16 protein-coding genes and 1 tRNA gene are annotated in these 19,762 nt (G+C 35.5%); 8 read left to right on the plus strand and 9 right to left on the minus strand.

The annotated features are described in order from the left end of the window. The first annotated feature begins 55 nt into the window (after nucleotides 1-55). The 3 genes from H033_RS0116440 to H033_RS0116450 all read left to right on the plus strand — a co-directional run bounded on the left by H033_RS0116440 (nucleotide 56) and on the right by H033_RS0116450 (nucleotide 2,141). On the plus strand, nucleotides 56-349 hold the full coding sequence (locus H033_RS0116440) for a hypothetical protein (protein WP_155827864.1): 294 nt from the start codon (nucleotides 56-58) through the stop codon (nucleotides 347-349). A gap of 471 nt (nucleotides 350-820) precedes the next feature. Then, entirely contained in the window at nucleotides 821-1,162 is a 342-nt protein-coding gene (locus H033_RS0116445; protein WP_026837010.1) for a hypothetical protein, read from the plus strand. A 58-nt stretch (nucleotides 1,163-1,220) separates the two neighbouring features. Further along, nucleotides 1,221-2,141: a transposase gene (locus tag H033_RS0116450; RefSeq protein ID WP_026839282.1), complete on the plus strand. Its 921-nt coding sequence runs from the start codon at nucleotides 1,221-1,223 to the stop codon at nucleotides 2,139-2,141. A gap of 135 nt (nucleotides 2,142-2,276) precedes the next feature. Here H033_RS0116450 and H033_RS0116455 read toward each other — a convergent pair. Continuing rightward, nucleotides 2,277-2,361: transfer RNA gene (locus H033_RS0116455), tRNA-Ser, on the minus strand. A 260-nt stretch (nucleotides 2,362-2,621) separates the two neighbouring features. Between H033_RS0116455 and H033_RS0116460 the strand changes: the two genes are divergently transcribed. Further along, the gene (locus tag H033_RS0116460) at nucleotides 2,622-3,644 is read left to right on the plus strand and encodes a M28 family metallopeptidase (protein ID WP_026839283.1); all 1,023 of its coding nucleotides are present in this window, start codon (nucleotides 2,622-2,624) and stop codon (nucleotides 3,642-3,644) included. A 222-nt stretch (nucleotides 3,645-3,866) separates the two neighbouring features. Next, nucleotides 3,867-4,016, plus strand: coding sequence for a hypothetical protein (locus tag H033_RS21435; RefSeq protein WP_316928656.1), 150 nt, complete (start codon nucleotides 3,867-3,869; stop codon nucleotides 4,014-4,016). Between the two features lie 151 nt (nucleotides 4,017-4,167). Here the strand turns inward: H033_RS21435 and H033_RS0116470 are convergent, their stop codons facing one another. Together H033_RS0116470 and bshC are read right to left on the minus strand one after the other, a co-directional pair. Further along, nucleotides 4,168-5,544, minus strand: a complete 1,377-nt coding sequence (locus tag H033_RS0116470) for a pyridoxal phosphate-dependent decarboxylase family protein (protein WP_026839284.1) — start codon at nucleotides 5,542-5,544, stop codon at nucleotides 4,168-4,170. Between the two features lies 1 nt (nucleotide 5,545). Beyond that, nucleotides 5,546-7,162: a bacillithiol biosynthesis cysteine-adding enzyme BshC gene (bshC, locus tag H033_RS0116475; protein ID WP_026839285.1), complete on the minus strand. Its 1,617-nt coding sequence runs from the start codon at nucleotides 7,160-7,162 to the stop codon at nucleotides 5,546-5,548. A gap of 115 nt (nucleotides 7,163-7,277) precedes the next feature. Here bshC and H033_RS0116480 point away from each other — a divergent pair, with 115 nt between their 5' ends. The 3 genes from H033_RS0116480 (at nucleotide 7,278) to H033_RS0116490 (ending at nucleotide 13,976) form a co-directional block, all read left to right on the plus strand. Next, the gene (locus H033_RS0116480) at nucleotides 7,278-9,779 is read left to right on the plus strand and encodes a M14 family metallopeptidase (RefSeq protein ID WP_026839286.1); all 2,502 of its coding nucleotides are present in this window, start codon (nucleotides 7,278-7,280) and stop codon (nucleotides 9,777-9,779) included. Between the two features lie 359 nt (nucleotides 9,780-10,138). Continuing rightward, nucleotides 10,139-12,955, plus strand: a complete 2,817-nt coding sequence (locus H033_RS0116485) for a M16 family metallopeptidase (protein WP_026839287.1) — start codon at nucleotides 10,139-10,141, stop codon at nucleotides 12,953-12,955. After that, the gene (locus H033_RS0116490) at nucleotides 12,945-13,976 is read left to right on the plus strand and encodes a hypothetical protein (RefSeq protein ID WP_026839288.1); all 1,032 of its coding nucleotides are present in this window, start codon (nucleotides 12,945-12,947) and stop codon (nucleotides 13,974-13,976) included. The genes H033_RS0116485 and H033_RS0116490 overlap by 11 nt, the downstream gene beginning before the upstream one ends. Before the next feature lie 4 nt (nucleotides 13,977-13,980). Here the strand turns inward: H033_RS0116490 and phoU are convergent, their stop codons facing one another. The 6 genes from phoU to H033_RS0116520 form a co-directional block, all read right to left on the minus strand. Beyond that, nucleotides 13,981-14,664 (minus strand): phosphate signaling complex protein PhoU, encoded by a 684-nt coding sequence (gene phoU / locus H033_RS0116495; RefSeq protein ID WP_051228018.1) that lies wholly within the window; start codon nucleotides 14,662-14,664, stop codon nucleotides 13,981-13,983. An 11-nt stretch (nucleotides 14,665-14,675) separates the two neighbouring features. Then, nucleotides 14,676-15,476 carry a phosphate ABC transporter ATP-binding protein PstB gene (pstB, locus tag H033_RS0116500; protein WP_051228022.1) on the minus strand — a complete coding sequence of 267 codons (801 nt, stop codon included), beginning with the start codon at nucleotides 15,474-15,476 and terminating at the stop codon, nucleotides 14,676-14,678. Nucleotides 15,477-15,491: 15 nt separating this feature from the next. Beyond that, nucleotides 15,492-16,346 carry a phosphate ABC transporter permease PstA gene (gene pstA, locus H033_RS0116505; RefSeq protein ID WP_026839291.1) on the minus strand — a complete coding sequence of 285 codons (855 nt, stop codon included), beginning with the start codon at nucleotides 16,344-16,346 and terminating at the stop codon, nucleotides 15,492-15,494. Next, nucleotides 16,339-17,217 carry a phosphate ABC transporter permease subunit PstC gene (gene pstC / locus H033_RS0116510; RefSeq protein WP_026839292.1) on the minus strand — a complete coding sequence of 293 codons (879 nt, stop codon included), beginning with the start codon at nucleotides 17,215-17,217 and terminating at the stop codon, nucleotides 16,339-16,341. The genes pstA and pstC overlap by 8 nt, the downstream gene beginning before the upstream one ends. A gap of 181 nt (nucleotides 17,218-17,398) precedes the next feature. Then, nucleotides 17,399-18,340: a PstS family phosphate ABC transporter substrate-binding protein gene (locus H033_RS0116515; RefSeq protein WP_026839293.1), complete on the minus strand. Its 942-nt coding sequence runs from the start codon at nucleotides 18,338-18,340 to the stop codon at nucleotides 17,399-17,401. A gap of 13 nt (nucleotides 18,341-18,353) precedes the next feature. Further along, on the minus strand, nucleotides 18,354-19,556 hold the full coding sequence (locus tag H033_RS0116520) for a porin (RefSeq protein WP_026839294.1): 1,203 nt from the start codon (nucleotides 19,554-19,556) through the stop codon (nucleotides 18,354-18,356). Nucleotides 19,557-19,762 lie beyond the last annotated feature (206 nt).

The following is a 19,762-nucleotide window of genomic DNA, read 5'->3' on the forward strand; positions in this document are numbered from 1 at the left end:
AGTGAAACTTGTATTATAGTAAATATAGAATGAAATTATCTAACACAATAATCATATGATGTCTAAAACTCAAATTACTAGGGAAGAGTTGTATAAAATGATATGGGAACATCCACTCAACTATTTCACGGAAAAATATATGGTTTCCAATTCTAGCTTTAAAGAAATATGTTCAAATAACAATATTCCTATCCCTCCTCTAGGTTACTGGTCAAAAAAGAAGTTTGGAAAGAGCAATCGAATCTCTTTAGAAAAAGAAGACAATCGACAGGATATTATACTTTACAAACGTACTAAAGGAGATAAACGAGATTTTGGTATCCTAACCGATCTGGACAAAAAACAATAGAAATAGAAAGAGATGCAAATTTAAATTTTACAATACCTAAAAAACCATCAGGAAAGACTGATCCTATTCTCGAAGAAACTAAAAAATATCTGAAGGGTCAGGTTGAAATTCCACAAAATATAAGTTACTATGAAAGGTATTATGCAGGGCCATTTAGATGTTACGTCAGCAAAAATGAAGTGAGTAGAGCTTTTATTATAATTGTAGTCCTTATTAGAAATTTGAGAGCAAGGGGGCATGAATTAACATTTGGCCGTTATGGATCTTTTATATAATCTAAAGGGATAGAAATAGAAATAAAACTTTCTGAGAAAAAGTATAGGGTAAAATATCAAGATAAGTATAGAGAAGATTATCGTTTAGAACCAACAGGTAATTTAGTTATTCAGGCTGGACCAAATCACTATAATAAAACGGATTAAGTTAAAAACTTGGGGAGAAATGTATCTTTGCAAGCAAAACACTTAGAACTTGGATAAAGAATTAGCCCGCTATTTATTGCCAGAAGGCATATTGGAATATTTTGAGATCATCAGTCATAAATCATCAACAGACAAGGTTCATTTCTATTTAGAAGAGAAGAACATTCTACCCAAAGAACATCAATCTGAAATAGCACAATCCAAAGGCTTCTTACCAGAGATAACGGTTGAAGATTTTCCGCTAAGGGGTAAATCCGTATTGCTCCATATAAAACGGAGGCGCTGGACCCTGGTCAATACAGGAGAGATAGTAAAAAGAGATTGGAACTTAATAGCTAAAGGCACTCGGATAACTAACGAGTTTGCCTCTTTTTTAAAAGGTATCGCTTGATACCCACGCTGTAAGTGCCAAACGCTTTGGTGACTATTATAAGACCAATGGCAAAGCGCTGCAGTACCACTACAAAAACCATCTCAGCGACTTCAAAGATTGGACGCAAAAAGAGCATTCACAGGATTGGCTGCTCTATGGAAAGAACTTGGGCAACTATTTAAGTTTAGATGAAACCTCTTTATCCAACGGTGAACTTTACACTATTCTAACAAACAAAGCAGCTAACGGAAAGAAAGGCAGCATCGTAGCAATTGTTAAAGGAACCAAAGCAGTTGATGTCATTGAGGTACTAAATGAAATCCCAGTAGAAAGGCGCAATATGGTAAAAGAAGTCACTGTGGATATGGCCGGGAGCATGAATTTGATCGCTAAAAAATGTTTCCCTAAAACCGAAATAGTTACAGATAGGTTTCATGTTCAAAAATTAGCCTCAGAAGCAGTGCAAGAAGAACGTATCCGATTAAGGTGGGAAATTATAGAAGAAGAAAACAAAGCTATTGAAGAAGCCAGGAAAAATGAAAAAACATATAAACCAGAGCTTCTCGGTAATGGGGACACGCACAGGCAGCTGCTCGCTAGAGGCCGATATCTATTGTTCAAATCAAAAACCAAATGGACAGCAAGACAAATAGAAAGGGCTGAAATATTATTTGATCTATACCCAACTATTGAAAAAGCATACAACTTCTCTCAAGGGCTAAGCCATGTTTTTAGAAACAACACAAATAAAGATGTAGCAAGGCTAAAATTGGCACACTGGTACAACAAAGTCGAAAATTCCGAATTTAAGTCTTTCAATACCATTGCAAGATCTGTACAATTGCACTACGAGACCATCCTAAACTATTTTAACAACAGAAGCACCAATGCTTCAGCGGAATCTTTTAATGCAAAAATCAAAGAATTCAGAGCTTCGTTTAGAGGTGTCAGAGATGTGAAATTCTTCCTCTATAGACTAACTAAATTATATGCATAATTTTTGAGCTCCCCAATAATATGGTTTGATCCTAATTAACCTTATCAAAACTAATGGGAGGGCGCAAACTGTGGCACAAGTAGAAAATAAAAAACCCTAACTACCTGATTATCAGATGTTAGGGCTTGTGCTTTGCGGAGAATGAGGGATTCGAACCCCCGGAGGTGTAACCCTCAACAGTTTTCAAGACTGCCGCATTCGACCACTCTGCCAATTCTCCAGTGTGTCTCATCAAGTATTCCTTGATTGCGGGTGCAAATATAATGAGCTTTTTTTGAAAAATTAAAAAATACCGAAGCTTTTTTTGATTTTTTTTGATTTCAATAATCATAAGACATCAAACAAGCTAAACATCAATCAAATAGTGATCTCAATCAAAATGAACCACATCACAGGAATTAAGATATATTTATAGCTCCTAATCTGTAAAATCCTAGTAAATCTCTTATATTGCCGCACTTATTAAATTATTATACCCTTATGAAAAAAGTACTTTTTAGCGCCCTTACTGTAGTTCTAGTTAGTTGTGGTGCTCATCAATCTAAACAGATTGAAGATATTAACCCTATGGATTATGCAGAGAGCATAACTTCTAAAGAATTAAAGGAGCATTTATATATTTTTGCAGGTGACGATTTTGAAGGTCGTGAAACTGGTGAGCCAGGTCAAAAGAAAGCTGCAGAATACCTTAAAAAAGAATACAAATCTTTAGAAATAATTTCACCAATTGGTGGAGACGATTATTATCAAGAAGTTCCTTCTTCTATGTTTAGAGGAGATGTAAAAGATTCTGAAAATGTACTAGCTTACATTCCTGGAAGTGAAATGCCAAATGAAATTTTAGTGATCTCTTCTCATTATGATCATGTGGGAATGGATGATGAAGGGAATGTTTTTAACGGAGCAGATGATGATGGTTCTGGAACCGTTGCAATCTTAGAAATTGCAGAAGCCTTTACAAAAGCCAGAAAAGATGGATTCACCCCAAAGCGTTCTATTTTATTCTTGAATGTAACTGGTGAAGAAAAGGGACTTATAGGATCTAAGTATTATACAGACAATCCTGTTTTTGCTCTTTCTCAAACTGTTGCTAATCTTAATATCGACATGATTGGTAGAACAGATGAGGCTCACAAAAAGAACGACAACTACGTGTATCTTATAGGTAGTGATAAGTTAAGCACAGAACTTCATGACTTAAGTGAAGCAGTAAATGCCAAGTACACCAAATTAGACTTGGATTATACTTACAACGATGAGAACGATCCTAACCGTTTTTATTACAGAAGTGATCATTACAACTTCGCTAAAAACGATATTCCAATTATCTTCTATTTCAATGGTGTTCATGCCGATTATCATAAAATGACAGATACTCCAGATAAAATTAGATACGATCTTTTAGAAAAACGTGCTCGTTTAGTATTCCTAACAGCATGGGAAATTGCTAACAGAGCAGAACGTCCTGCAGTAGATAAAGGAGCAGAAACTTCTTCTAAGTAATTTTTTTACTGAATTCAACTAAAAAAGCCTGAAAGTTATCTTTCAGGCTTTTTTTGTTTCTTGTCATTCTGCCCTGAGCTTAACGAAGAGTGATCATGACTTCCCACTTTGATTTGATTTGAAAACATCTTGAATACAAAAGCGAAGTCTGAGACAAGCTACAATGGGCAGCTAATTATTTGGTAACTCAATCTTTCCCGATGGTTGCTGAAAGTAAAATGAATGAAGGTGATTTCTGGAATGGATCTTTTCAGTATCATACTAGGAATTGTATTCTTTACCTATAAATATATCCCAGAGACCAAAGGAAAAACTTTGGAGGAATTGGAAGATTTGTGGGATATTCCTGAAGAAGCGAAAAAGGTTGTTTAACTTTAATTTTACTGAAGTGTCATCCTGACGCAGGAAGGATCTCAAAGAGGCAAGATTTCAGTTTATAAGAGATTCCTCCTACGTCGGAATGACAATCAAGTGAGCTTGTGAGCCTGTCGAAGGTTCATTTTATTGAGATAAAAATTAAATTCTACTTCATCGTATCCAAAATCAAATCTATATCCGCTTCTGTAGTATCCGGATTTATAAAGCAAAATCTGGAAATGGTTTCATCTTCCCCATTTGTTTTCCATTTAGTTGGAGTTACCAAAGCAATTCCTTCTCTATGGTTCTTATAGGTCCAATCTCGGTATTGATCTGGAGTCCAGCCTATTCTTCTATACAACACTACAGATAAACTCGCAGGCCTAACCAATTCCAAATAATCTCTCTCCTTGATTTTATTTGCAGCAATTTTAGCAAGTTCAATTCCGCGTTCTATAGAATCTCTGTATTTCTCAGTTCCATGCATCGCTAGTGAAAACCATAATGGCATTCCGCGTAATCTTCTGGTTAGCTGAATTTGATAATCTGCTGGATTGAATCCGTGCGCACCATCATCTTTAAAGATCTCCAGATAAGAACCTTTTTGCGAATGTGCATTCTTAGCTAATTCCATATCCCTATAAATCACCGCCCCACAATCATAAGGTGAAAAAAGCCATTTATGAGGATCTATAGTAATGCTATCTGCTTTCTCAATTCCATTGAATAAATGTCTTACCGATGGAGCAGCTAAAGCACCCCCGCCATAAGCACAATCTACATGAAACCAAACGTTTTCTTTTTCACAAACATCAGCGATAGTGTCCAATTCGTCAATAATCCCTGCATTTGTTGTTCCACCGGTAGCAACAACTGCAAATAGTCTTTCCCGATCTTCTTTGCTTAAATTAGCTATAGTTTTGCCTAATTCAGGGCCGGCAAGATTTTCTCCATTGCATAAAACCATTTCCAGGTCTGCATCCATAACCTTTGCCATTGCCTGAATAGAACTATGTGCACCATCAGATGTCAATAAAAGCCCCTTTACAGCTTTATGATTTTCATCTCTACTTCTCCAATCTTCTCTTGCCGCAACTAATGCCGATAAATTTGCGGCTGTACCTCCACTGGTGAAAACCCCAAATGCATCTTTAGGCAAGCCTGTTAAGGAAACCAACCATTTCATTGCCTGATTTTCACAAAAAATTCCACCTGCACCTTCCATCCAATAAGCACCATGAATACTGGAAGCAGAGGTTACCAGATCGAACATAATTGCCGCTCGGGTGGGAGCTGCAGGCACAAAAGCCAAGTGTCTTGGGTGATCTATAGGCACTGTTGCCTTTACTAAGACATCCTTAAAAAGCTTAAAAGCAGTTTCTCCCCCAATCCCTTTGGGAGTGATGGTCTCTCCAACCATTGCAAACAATTCTTCTTCCTTTTTTGGAGCACCCAATTCAGGAGTTACATTCGATATACGTTCTATGGTGTATTTCATAACATCTAGCGTCATTTCCACCAAATCCATATCTATGCTATGCATTTTATTTTTCTCCAAAAGTCAGTATTTTAAATTTTAATTCTAAGGGGTCTAAATTCTCAATTAATGTAGGAATTAAAGCTTGTCCAAATTCCAGATACATTTCAGAAAAATTAGTTTGCCGTTCTTGTAAACTCTTATTCGGAAAAAGCTCGTTTTGCAATGCTGCAATTCTTGAAACCTCATCCTTCAATTTTCTCTTTTGAGCCAGAAGTAGTCTGTTTTCCAGATGCTCTAAGCCTTTCAATTGTTTTACTTCTTGAGCTTTCACAGCACCTAGAAATGTAGGATCCGTTTTTTCTGCCAATTCATATAGTTGCTGAAATTGCTTTACCAAATGTCCCTTCTGAGGAGAAAAATCGATATCTATATTAGATATTTTTCTCACTTTTCTATTTATAAGTTCGTGCTGCTTCAGAAACAATTCTGATTGAGAAATATCTAATTTACCGCGTTTTTTATTTTGCTTGCTTGTTTCTATCAAAGCTGAATTCCGAAGTAATAAAATTGGAAAAGGCACCTTTAATTCTTCAAACATTTCCTTTAGTTCAAACCAATATGCCAACTCTCCTCCTCCACCTATATAGCAAAGATTGGGTAAGATCACTTCTTGATAAAGTGGCCGAAGCATCACATTGGGACTAAAGCGTTCTGGGAAATCTTGAATTTCATTTTGTATTTCTTCTTTGTTCCAAGAAATTTCTGTTTCGTTTACATAGAATGATCCTTCTTTCTCTATAATTCGCTCACGCAAGCCAGCATTTAAATAAAATAAGTTGATCTCCCTCGGGTTTACTTGTATTCCATAGTCTAGCTGCTCCAGTTTTTCTGCAACAGAAATTGTAGTAGTATGGGACACCTTTTCAAATAGCTCCTTTTCTACATACGGGATAAATTCTGCCTTTAATTCTTTATTATGAGCATCAAGAATTACCAGTCCGTATTCCTTAAAAAGTTGATGTGCAAGATAGCGTGTTGCATCGGTTAAATTCGAATGCTCTAAATAAGCCGACTTAAATAAATCTTTAAGATCTTCGGCATTCTTCCCTCCTCCTATTTCTGCTGAAAAAAGATTAAAAACTTCCTCTAAGCCTTCCGTATGTAACTCTCCAACAGCATCTTCTCCAGCTTGTTTTTGTTGGCTGTTCCACTTAAATTTTTTACCATTCAAATTGAAATAATTGATCTCCTCAAAATCATGATCTTCTGTAGCCATCCAATAGACAGGCACAAAATCATTTTTAGCGTATTCTTTTTTTAATGCTGAAGCTAAATTTATAGTAGAAACAATTTTATATAAAAAGTACAATGGACCGGTAAAGAGATTTAATTGATGCCCTGTGGTAACAGTAAAAGTATTTTCGTTTGATAGCGCTTTTATATTGGCTGAAACCTCTTCTCCTTTTTCAATTTCGGAATATTGTTGCTCCAAAACTTTCACCAACAACTCACGCTTATCAGCTGAAAAAACATCTTTTTTATCCTTAATCTGAGCCTCAAAATTCTCTATACTTGGAAATCTATGATAGAAGGGCTTTAGCTCCTCTTTTTGATCCAGATAATCTGAAATAAGGCTAGAGTAATAATTTGTTTCGCGATAGGAAAGACAGTATGCAGGCATAAATAAATTTTAAGCGGTAAAGATATCGAAGATAAGTATTTTACACCCTAAATTATAGTTAATTCCGGCCTGTATGCTATCTTTACTACTCAAATTTCAATATTCGCTTATCTATATGAAAAAATTTATCTTATTCCTCCTCATCAATTGTTTAATTACATCTTCTTTAATCTCACAAAATCTTCAATCTCCTGAACAGTTTTTAGGTTACGAAATTGGAACTCAATTTACCCGACACGCAGATGTGGTGAATTATTTTGAGCATGTTGCAGAAAATTCCAATTTAGTTGAATATAGTACGTACGGAAAAACCAATGAGAATAGGCAACTTACGTATGCGACAATTTCTTCAGAAGAAAATTTAAAGAATATTGATGAAATTAGAAAGAATCATCTAAGCAATGCAGGAGTAAATACCAATAACTCCGGAAATCAAGCAGATAAAGCAATTGTATGGTTAAGCTATAATGTCCACGGAAATGAAGCTTCCAGTACAGAAGCTGCTATGCAAACTGTTTATGAATTGGTAACCAATAAAAAAGAATGGCTTAAGAATACGGTGGTAATTATGGATCCTTGTATTAATCCTGATGGGAGAGACCGTTATGCCAACTGGTACAATCAGGTAAAAGCAAGTCCTTATAATGCGTCTCTTTTAGCTGCAGAACACCATGAACCTTGGCCTGGAGGAAGACCAAATCATTATCTTTTTGATCTTAATAGAGATTGGGCTTGGGCTACACAGGTAGAGACAAAAGCCAGATTAAAAATATATAACACCTGGTTACCTCATATTCATGTAGATTTTCATGAGCAAAGCATCAACGATCCATATTATTTTGCTCCGGCAGCAGAGCCTTTTCATGAAATAATCACTCCATTTCAACGCGATTTCCAAGCTGAAATAGGTAAAAATCATGCAAAATATTTCGATGAAAAAGGTTGGCTTTATTTCACCAAAGAACGATTCGATCTTTTATATCCAAGTTATGGAGATACCTACCCAACTTATATGGGCTCAATTGGAATGACCTACGAGCAAGCAGGTGGCGGACAAGCAGGGCTTGGAATTCAAACTACTGAAGGTTACGAGTTAACTCTTGTAGATCGTGTAGCGCACCATTTTACTACAGGATTATCTACCGTGGAGATCGCTTCGCAAAATGTTGAAAAATTAAATTCTGAATTCAATAAGTTCTTTCAAAACGATCAGTTATCCTACAAAAGTTATGCGTTGAATGGTAGCGCTGATAAAATTGCAGCTTTAAAATCGCTGCTCGATCTTCATGAAATAAAATATGGCGCAACCAATTCAGGAAAAATAAAAGGTTTTAATTACTCTCAGAATAAGCAAGCAGATTTTAATACCAACGAGAATACTTTGGTTATAAATACCAATCAGCCAAAAGGAAAAATGGTTAAAGTATTATTCGAGCCTAACACCAAGTTAAGTGACTCCTTGACTTACGATATTACTGCCTGGAGTTTACCCTACGCCTACGGACTTGAAGCAGTAGCGAGTAATAAATTATTAAACAATACTCAAGCTGACTCCTACACTTCTATAGTTAACAATGCTTCAAATGCAAGCGGTTATATCTCTAAATGGGATAGCATGGAAGACGCACGTTTTCTGGCAGCTTTACTGAAAGAAGGAATTAAGGTAAGATATAGTACGCTGGAATTTGAAAATGAGGGTCAGATATTCAATCCTGGAAGTCTTATAATTACTAAAAGTGATAATAGAACTCTTAAAGACTTTAATACTAAAGTAATCCAAATTGCTAACGAGCATGGAAGACAGCTTACGGCAGCTACCTCCGGTTTTTCTAAAAGCGGACCAGATTTTGGCTCTTCAGAAATAAAAATTATTAACCAACCAAGAGTAGGTGTGCTAAGAGGTGAGGGAGTTTCCTCACTAAACTTTGGTGAGATTTGGCACTTTTTTGAAAAAGATCTACACTACCCTATCACCCCAATTGATACCGACTATTTTAAGAATATAGATTTTTCTCTTATCGATGTATTGGTGATGCCTTCAGGAGGATATAATAGTCTACTGAATGAGGAGGCTTTGAAAAATATCAAATCCTGGATCAAGGAGGGTGGAAAAGTTATTGCAATTGGAGATGCAGTCGGTAGTTTCTCCGGTAAGGAAGGGTTCAACTTAAAAGAGAATAAACCTGAAATTAAAAAAGATACTACTGCAACCGCAAATCTAATTCCTTATGCTACTCGGGAACGAGAAAGTATTAAAGACCTAATAACAGGGAGTATTATAAAAACTACTTTAGACAAAACACACCCAATGGCATTTGGATACGGAGATTCTTATTTCAGTTTAAAATTAAGCAGTGATAGTTACAGCTATTTATCTGAAGGATATAATATCGCCTATTTGGAGGATTCTCCAGAGGTTGTCTCTGGTTTTGCTGGAAGCGAAGCCACAAAAAATATGAAGAATTCCATGATCTTCGGGGAGGAACAAATAGGTAATGGAAGCATTATTTATATGGTAGATAATCCTTTGTTTAGAGCTTTCTGGGAGAACGGGAAACTGTTTTTTGTGAATGCAGTGTTCTTTGTAAACAATGATACTTATAGATTGAAGATTTAATTGATTGTCCGTAAAGTATCACAAAAGGATAAATGACGTCATTCTGTCCAGACGCTTCCGGAGTTTCAGAATCTCAATGAATAATAAATAAATACAATAAATTTAGACCCTAAAATAAATTACAATTGACGTATTTTCTAAGTTGCCTCAGAATAAGAGACCCTGAAACCATTCCGATAGCTATCGGAACAGGGTGACGATACTATTTTAACTGCCGTCATGCTGAACTCGTTTCAGCATCTCTCATACGTCAATATCCTAAGCTAGATAATTTTTTTTATCACAGGTCTCAAGGTGACAAAATACTTTTACAACACAAAAAAGGGTAAGAAAATCAAAATAAAATTAGAAATAAAAATATGAAGACTACTTTTTCAGCACTATTACTCCTTTTCTTAGCGATTCCTATTTCAATAGTAGCTCAAGAAAAAGGGACCGGAATCAATGTAGATTTTGAGACCTTTACTTTACAAAATGGCTTGCGAGTGATCCTGCATCAAGACAAGTCAGATCCTGTGGTTGCTGTAGCACTTACCAGCCATGTTGGTTCTGCACGGGAACTAGAAGGCAGAACCGGCTTTGCGCACCTCTTTGAGCACCTATTGTTTTTAGAATCTGAAAATCTAGGGAAAGGCGGACTCGATAAAATGAGCGCACGTATTGGTGGCTCCGGTGCAAATGGATCTACAAGCAGGGATAGAACGAACTATTTCCAGACTGTTCCCAGCGATGCGCTTGAAAAAATGATCTGGGCAGAAGCAGATAAATTAGGCTACTTTATCAACACGGTGACTGAACCAGTATTAGCTAAGGAAAAGCAAGTAGTGAAAAATGAAAAAAGACAAGGAGTAGATAATAGACCTTACGGCCATACTCTTGTAGTAATAGACCAAAACCTTTATCCCAAAGATCATCCTTATCACTGGCAAGTGATTGGCTCTCTAGAAGATTTGCAAAATGCAACCTTACAGGATGTAAAAGATTTTTATAATAAATGGTATGTTCCAAATAATGTAACCTTAACTATTGCAGGGAACTTTGATAAGGAGCAAGCCAAAGAATGGGTTCATAAATATTTTGATGAGATTCCTGCAGGAACCGATATCGCAAGACAAGAAAAAAGACCGGCTAATTTAAAAGAGACCAAAAGTCTTTATTACGAAGATAATTTTGCGAATCTTCCAGAACTAACACTTACCTGGCCTTCTCAATATTCTTATCACGAGGATTCTTATGCCCTGGAGATCTTATCTAAATATCTGGCAGATGGCAAAAATGCGCCTCTTTATAAAAAGTTGGTAGTAGAAAAAGAGCTTACAGATAGGGTGAATATGTTCGATTATACCTCTGAATTAGCTGGACAATTAATGCTTCAGGTAAGAGCCTATGACGGAAAAGATCTGGATGAAGTTCAAAAGGCTATTGATGAAACTTTTAAAGAGTTCGAGAAGAATGGAATTTCAGAAAAAGATCTAAAAAGAATTAAAGCCGGACAGGAAACAGATTTCTATAATAGTATTTCCAGTGTTTTAGGTAAAGGATTTCAATTGGCACAATATCAGATCTTCGCAAATGATCCCAATGAGATCAATAAAAATGTGGAGAAGATCTTAAAGGTTTCTGCAGAAGATGTGATGCGTGTTTATAATAAATATATTAAAGGAAAGCCATATGTGGCTACCAGTTTTGTGCCGAAAGCTCAGAAAGAGCTCGCTTTAGAGAATGCAGTACCAGCAACAGTTGTTGAAGAGAAGATCGTTGAAGGAGCCGAAGAAGAATTTGATTCCACTAGTAATATATCCTATGAAAAAACACCGAGTAGTTTTGATAGAAGTACCGAACCTCCTTACTGGGGAAATCCGGAAATTGTAGTTCCTGAAATATGGAAATTCAATTTACCTTCTGGCTTGAGCGTTTCAGGAATCACATCTAGAGAAGTGCCAATTATTCAATTCAGTTTAGAAATGGAAGGCGGGTTGTTGTTGGAAAAACCAAATAAGACCGGGGTTTCTAACTTATTGGCTAAGTTACTAACCAAAGGAACAGCAAATAAGACTCCGCAAGAGTTGGAAGAAGCTATAGAATTACTAGGCTCTAATATCTATGTAAATGCAGAGGATGAAAAAATCGTTCTTTCCGGAAGCAGCTTGACTCGCAATTTTGAGGAAACAATGAAACTGGTAGAAGAAATTCTATTGGAACCAAGATGGGATAAAGCCGAATTTAAATTAGCAAAACAGCAAGTTCTTAGTCAGTTGCAACAGCAGCAGGCAAATCCAAATAGTATAGCTGAAATAGAATTTAAAAAACTGATCTATGGTAAAGATCATATCCTTTCCAAGAATATTTTAGGAACTGCAAAATCTGTGGAGGCGATTGCCTTAGAAGATCTTAAAGCCTATTATAAAAACAATCTCTCTCCAATGAGAGCTAAATATATGGCTGTGGGAGATCTAGACCAAAAAATGGCTAAGGAGTCTTTAAAAGCTATTTCAGCGAATTGGAAACCTGTTACTGTAAAGATCCCTGAATTTCCTGAGCCAAAAGCTCCGGAAGTATCAAAAGTTTATTTTTATAATGTTCCGGGAGCAAAGCAGTCTGTTATTAAAATTGGAGCTCCAGCCTTAAAAGCTACAGATGAGGATTTCTATAAAGCAGAAGTGATGAATTATCGTCTTGGGGGAGGAAGTTTTGCCTCACAGCTTACACAGGAATTACGAGAAGGAAAAGGCTACACCTACGGAATTCGTTCCAGATTTAATGGCGGAAATATAAAAGGTCCTTTTGAGATATCCAGCGGTGTTCGGACAAACATCACTTATGAGGCTGTAGATTTGATAAAGGATATCTTAATTAATTATCCGGTAAGCCTGGAACCAGAAGACTTAGATATCACTCAGAGTTTTATGATTAAAAGCAATGCTAGAAAATTTGAAACTCTAGGAGCAAAACTAAATATGCTAAGTGATATCGCAAACTTTAATTATAAGGACGATTTTATAAAACAACAAGAAGTTATCGTAAAAGGGATGAGTTTGGGAGACTTAAAATCATTAGCCGGGGAATATGTAAACCCTTTTAAAATGTATTATCTTATTGTGGGCGATGCTGAAACACAATTAGAAAAATTAGAAAAACTTGAATTTGGGAAACCAGTTCTTTTGAATGAAAAATAATCGAAATTTATTTTTAAATGCAACTGTTGGGATTTTAAAACTTCCTTCAGTTGCATTTTTTTTCTATAAAAATGCAAAGAAGCAAAAACGCTTTATAGAACAAAATCTCCTACCACTTCTTAGCTCTTTTGAGGAGATTAATGATGGAAGTATCTCTAAAGCCGATCTTAAAAAGATCACTAACTATTATGCTTTAGGAGTTCCCGGCTTTTTAGGTGCAGCATTCGGTACGCTCCGAGGCAAAACATTATTTGATCCCGAAAGGTATACAATGACCTATTTAGGAGGGATTTCTGGTCTTTTAGATGATCTATTTGATGATCCTATCAAAGAATGGAGTAATTTGGAAAAATTTGTTTTGAATCCAGATTCCTTGATACCTAAAAATAGTTTTGAAGCATTAGGACTTCAACTATACCAAAAAGGACTTTCTAAAGCTTCAAAGCCTGAAAAATTGAAGCAAAAAGCTTTAGAAGTATTTCAAACGGAAAAGGAAAGTATCTTTCAACAGGGAAAAGAAATTTCAGAAGACAAAATCAAAGAGCTTACTTTTTTAAAGGGCGGAAATTCTTTTTTGTTTTATAGGCTTTGTATGCAACATCCTTTAGATGCTGCTGAAGGAAAGCTAATTTACCAGGCAGGCGGATTAATGCAAATGGGTAATGACATTTTTGATGTTTGGGAAGATGTACAGCAAGAAATTCAAACTTTAGCCACTTGTGCGCAAGATATCCTTAAACTAAGAACAGCTTTTGTAAAGGAGTTAAATTTAGTAGTGGTTTATGCCCATGCAACTTCTTATCCCAAAAAGAATATAAAGCAATTCATTAATTTTATACTCTTAGGAATCTCCAGAGTCTTAGTTTGTTTGGATCAATTTGAAGAATTGCAAGATTCAGAAACTTCAACATTTCAACCCGAAAAATATTCTAGAAAACAATTGATATGCGATATGGAACTGTTTAAAAATAAAAAAGCAGCCACCAAGCATTACTTAGGGCTGCGTTCTAAATATTCATAAATATTTATTTCTTTGGCTTAGATGGGCCTTTTTTCTTTCTATGCTTCAATACTTCAGCTTCGAGATAAAAAATTATTTCCTCACCAATATTAGTGATCAGATCTCCTACCCTTTCAATTTTCTTTATCACAGAAAAAAGCAATAAATATTGATCTATCAACTTTGGATCTTTTTGAACTTCTTCAGAAATAACACCAAAAGAGTTTAGATTGATCTTATTGAGGATCTTATCCTTTTTAAACACCTTTCTAGCTTTTTTAGCATTTCCTGATTGGTAAGCATCCCTAATATCGTCTAGCATAGATAAGGCAGCCTTGTACATTTTCTCAAATTCTAATTTGTCCAATACTTCCTTATTAACAGGAGTATCTACCTCAACTATATAACTAGAAATTCCATAAGCATGATCCCCGATACGCTCCAGATCAAAATTGATCTTTCTTAAGGCTAAAACAAACCGTAAATCGCTGGCTACAGGATTATGCAATGCAATAAAACGCTCGCATTCCCTATCTAACTTAAGGTCCATTCCATTCACTCTATTCTCTGTATGCAAAACTTCTTCTGCCAGATCGCTATCGTGATTAAGAAAAGCTTCTTTAGATTTTATAAATTGTTTTCTAACAAGTTGGAACATTTCCAACCCGGACTGATTCAAAATTTCTCTGTGATCTTCTAAATTCAACATAATGTTTAAGTTTATCCGAAACGTCCTGTGATGTAATTTTCGGTTTGTTGCTTTTCAGGATTGGTGAAAATTTTATTGGTCTTATCGTATTCTATTAATTCTCCTAAATAGAAAAATGCTGTATTATCACTAATTCTACTTGCTTGTTGCATGTTATGTGTAACAATTACAATGGTGTATTTATCCTTTAATTTATAGATAAGCTCTTCAATTTTTGCTGTAGAGATAGGGTCTAAAGCAGAGGTTGGCTCATCCATCAAAATAATTGACGGCTCTACTGCAAGTGTTCTGGCTATACATAATCGTTGCTGTTGACCACCTGAGAGTGCCAAAGCATTTTTGTTAAGATCGTCTTTTACTTCCTCCCAGAGAGCTACCCTCTTTAAAGAACTTTCCACACGTTCTTCTAGGAATTTCTTATCCTTTAAACCTTGTATCTTTAGTCCGTAGGCAACATTTTCATAGATAGATTTTGGAAACGGGTTAGGTTTCTGAAACACCATTCCTACTTGCTTTCTAAGCAATTCCACATTTATATCCTTATCGTTGATGTTTTTATCGTCTATATTGATTTCACCATCCATTTTGAAACCATCCACATAATCGTTCATTCTATTGAACAATCTTAAAAAAGTAGATTTTCCGCAACCAGAAGGACCAATAAAAGCAGTTACTTTATTGGGTTTTATGTCCATGCTGATTCCTTTGATAGCCATAAAATCATCGTACCACACCTTAACATCTTTCGCTTGTAATTTATACTTGCGTTTAATGCTACTTTCTATCACGCTTTCCTTTTTCTCTTTACTCATAATATAACACTTCTGTTATTTAAATTTTTTCTGCCATTTATTTCTGAAATAAACCGCGATACCATTCATTACAAAGGTAATCAACAATAATATTATAATAGCTGCAGCCGCATTTTCTACAAACCCATGTTGCGGACGCGTAATCCAATTGAATATTTGAATTGGCAATACCGAGAATTCATCCATTGGGGATGATGGTGCAAATGGCACATAAGCTAAAGCTCCAATTACAATTAATGGAGCTGTTTCTCCAACAGCTCTAGATAAAGCTAAAATAACGCCGGTTAAAATCCCTCCAAATGAAGCCGGTAATAATTGATGATATACTGTTTGCCATTTAGAGGCTCCCATTGCAAAAGAAGCATCTCTAATAGATTTTGGAACCGCTTTTAAAGCTTCTCTGGTAGATACAATTACAATAGGCAAAATTAATAAGGCCAAGGTAAAACTTCCTGCCAAAACACTTGCTCCCATTTCCATGATCCTCACAAAGACTTCCAGGCCTAACAATCCGTATATAATAGAAGGGACTCCTGCAAGATTAGATATATTTACCTCTAAAATTGTTGCCAGTTTATTCTTTTTAGAATATTCTTCCAGGTAAATTGCTGCGGCAATTCCAACAGGTAGCGCAATTAAAGTAGTTAATAGCAATACCCAAATACTACCCATTAAAGCAGTATAAATTCCTGATTCTTCAGCATGCCTAGATGGAAGGTTCATAACAAACGCCCAATCTATTCTCATAATTCCATCTATGAGAATATTCCCAATAAAGACTGCAAGCAAAACAAGTCCTAACAAAGTACAGAAGATTCCCCATATTTTGAAAGCCTGATCTTTCAGCCTGTTCTTTCTAATATTATTCATATTTCTCCTGGAATTTTTTACGAATTCTATAACTAATAGTGTTCAACAAGAAAGTGAACACAAATAAGGTAATTCCTGCTGCAAAAATGGTCTTATACTCTAAAGAATCATGTTGTACATCTCCCAAACTCACTTGAACAATATATGCGGTAATTGTTTCTACAGGTACTGTAGGATCAAATGTCAATCTTGGTTGTTGCCCAGCTGCAATAGCAACAATCATAGTTTCCCCAATGGCCCTAGATATAGCTAATATTATAGACACTATAATTCCAGATGAAGCTGCAGGTACCATAACCTTAAAAGAATTTTGCAATCTTGTAGAACCCATTCCATAGGCTGCTTCTCTCAAAGAATTTGGTACTGCGTGTAAAGCATCTTCACTTAAGGAAGAGATGTATGGAATGATCATAATTCCCATAACCAATCCTGCAGATAAGGAGTTAAAACTCGATAATCCTGGAATAAATGTTTGCAAAAATGGAGTTACCACCATTAATGCAAAGAAACCATATACTACTGTTGGTACCGCTGCAAGTAATTCTAATAATGGCTTTATAGTTCTCCTAAAACTTTTGGGAGCATATTCACTAAGATAGATACTTATAGAAAGTCCTACAGGAACTGCAAATGCAATTGCAATAAAAGAAGTTAATAATGTTCCTGAAAGCAGTGATAAAATTCCGAAATGTTTATTAGTAAATAATGGGGTCCATTCCGGGTCTGTTAGAAAATCTATTATAGAAACTTCACTAAAAAAGCTAAAAGCTTCTATAGAGAGTACTAAAATAATTCCAATTGTAACGGCAATAGTAATAAGAGCACTAAATAGCAAGGCTCTTTCTATCACTAATTCCTTTATTTTTCGCATCTATAAAATTATATAATAAATAAAGAGGTCTCTATTAAAGTTCTGAATTCTTGTAAGTAAAGAAATTGAAATATTTCGATACAATATTAGAAACTGAAACCCGACCAATATTTGGTCAGGTTAATTCAGCTTTTACGAACTTTAAGTCTTCTTAGAAATATTTCTTTATTTTCAGATTAATTTATTTGTTATCCGCCACAAACTTATTGAATTTTTCCATTTGTGCAGCATATTCTTCTTTTGTCATTGCAATATACCCTACATCTTTAGCTAAAGCTCCAGCTTCTTCTAAATAAAATCTTACGAATTCCACAACGTCAGGATTGTTAAGAGAAGAACTGTTTACATAAATATATAAGGGTCTGGATAATGGAGTATAAGTTCCATTCTTTACAGTTTCAGTAGAAGGTTTAACCGGACCATTTCCGCCATCTACAGAAGCTAAGGCTAATTTATCTGAATTAGCCTCGTAATAAGCCAATCCAAAAAATCCTAATCCGTATTTATCACCAGAAACTCCTTGTACCAATACATTATCGTCTTCACTGGCAGTAAAATCACCTCTACTAGATCCACTTTTTCCAACGATAGCTTCAGTAAAATAATCGAAAGTTCCAGAAGCAACACCAGGTCCGAATAAATGAATTTCTTCATTTGGCCAAGTTGGGTTTATTTGGTTCCATTTTTTTATTTTCCCTTGTGCTGCCGGCTCCCAGATCTTTTTCAACTCTTCTACTGTAAAAGAAGTAGCCCAATCATTTTCAGGATTAATTACAACTGCAAGTCCGTCGTAAGCGACTTCCAATTCTACATAATTGATATTGTTTTCTTTAGCGACGGCAGCTTCTTCAGCTTTAATTGGTCTTGAAGCATCTGAAATATTGATCTCTCCTCTTCCAAATTTTTGGAAACCTCCTCCAGTTCCAGAAACTCCAATAGTAACATCTACTTCAGGTCTTACTGCTCTAAATTCTTCAGCAACAGCTTCAGTAATAGGATACACCGTACTAGATCCATCTATAGATATCGTTCCAGACTCTCCTCCGTTTTTATCCTGACCTTTATTATTTCCGCAAGAAATAACAGCGAAAGATAAAATTGCAATTAATAATACTTTTTTCATGGTTTAGTTATTTTTAAAAATGAATGTCTATTTGTAATCTATATGATAAGCTATTGTCTGCATTGTCCTCGTAATCGTTCCAACTTACATCTGTTTGAACTTTTAATTTATGACCCACAATATATTTTGAAAGTCCTAAAGTATACTGATCCTCTACCCCTTCTCCGGTTAAAGCTTCATCTAAGGTAACCTGCGTGTATCTAGTTACAACTTCATAATTGTTCTTAAATAAATAACCTGCCTGTGCGTTAATACCGTCTCCTACTTCTACCACTCTTCCTGTTGGAGTACCATCAGAATTTAAAGCAACTGGATTATCTGCGGTTCTTTTAGCATATTCGGCCATTGCAGAGAATCCTTGATATTTAAAAATTCCATCTACAAAGAATGTGTTTATATCGGTTTCAAAAAAACCGGTATCTGTGGTCATATAGCTTCCACTATTAGATCTTGTTCTTACCGCATTAACATTATGATCGTAACTTACACCCAAGGCCAATTTAGGAGTTTCTTCCCTATCAAGGTCTGCGCCGGAATAATCATCGAAATCTCCAAAAGGAAGTATTTCTACTCGTCCTGTATATTGAAATCCACCAAGGTTTTCTGAAGTTACGTTTCTACCTTCACCCTGAGAAATTGCAAATGCTTCTCTCACAATAACATTTTTACCCAAATTAATATAATGATGTAATTGGAATCCCATATCCCGATCTACGTTAAACTCGCTGTTCACTAAAGAACGATCTACCGTTTGTAAGTTTGCTGAAGAGATAACCCGTTCTCTGTTCCCGGGAAGTTTAGTTTGCCCAGCCCATAATTCAAAATTCTCATAGAAGTTCCACTTTAAAACAGCATCTAGAATATATCTTGGTGCATTGCTAGTAAATTCTGAAGCCCCGCTAATATCTCTGTTAGATAATCCTAACTCTATTTTATAAGTTACTTTTGGAGAATAAGCAAAACCTTCAAATTTTAATCGTGCTCTTCTAATTGAAAATTGGCTTACTCCATTTTCTAAATTATCGTTGTTTGCAAAATCCCAGCTTCCTGTGTACAAAGATTGAAAGCGCGCTGCAAATTTTAAGCTAAAGGAGCTATCTTTTGCTACAACGTTTACCAAACCTTTACCAAATTTGTTGTTTGTGATATCTTGCGCTTGAGAAAAATAAGAAGTCACCAATCCGAAAACAAGTAACATGGACCATTTTAATTTCATTATCTGTTTGTTTTTGTCGGTGCAAATGTGCGACTCCAATGTTAAGTTAATGTTACTTGGAAGTTACCCTTAAGTCAAAATTAGTTATTTAAAATAAAAGCCGCCCGATAGGACGGCTTTTTCATAAATCGAAGTCGACAAAAACTAAAGATTTTACGAAATTGACTTAATTTCTTAAGACATTCCAAATATCCTTGTTATATCTA

Origin of the sequence: Gillisia sp. JM1, assembly GCF_000424645.1 — a bacterium.
GTDB lineage: Bacteria > Bacteroidota > Bacteroidia > Flavobacteriales > Flavobacteriaceae > Gillisia.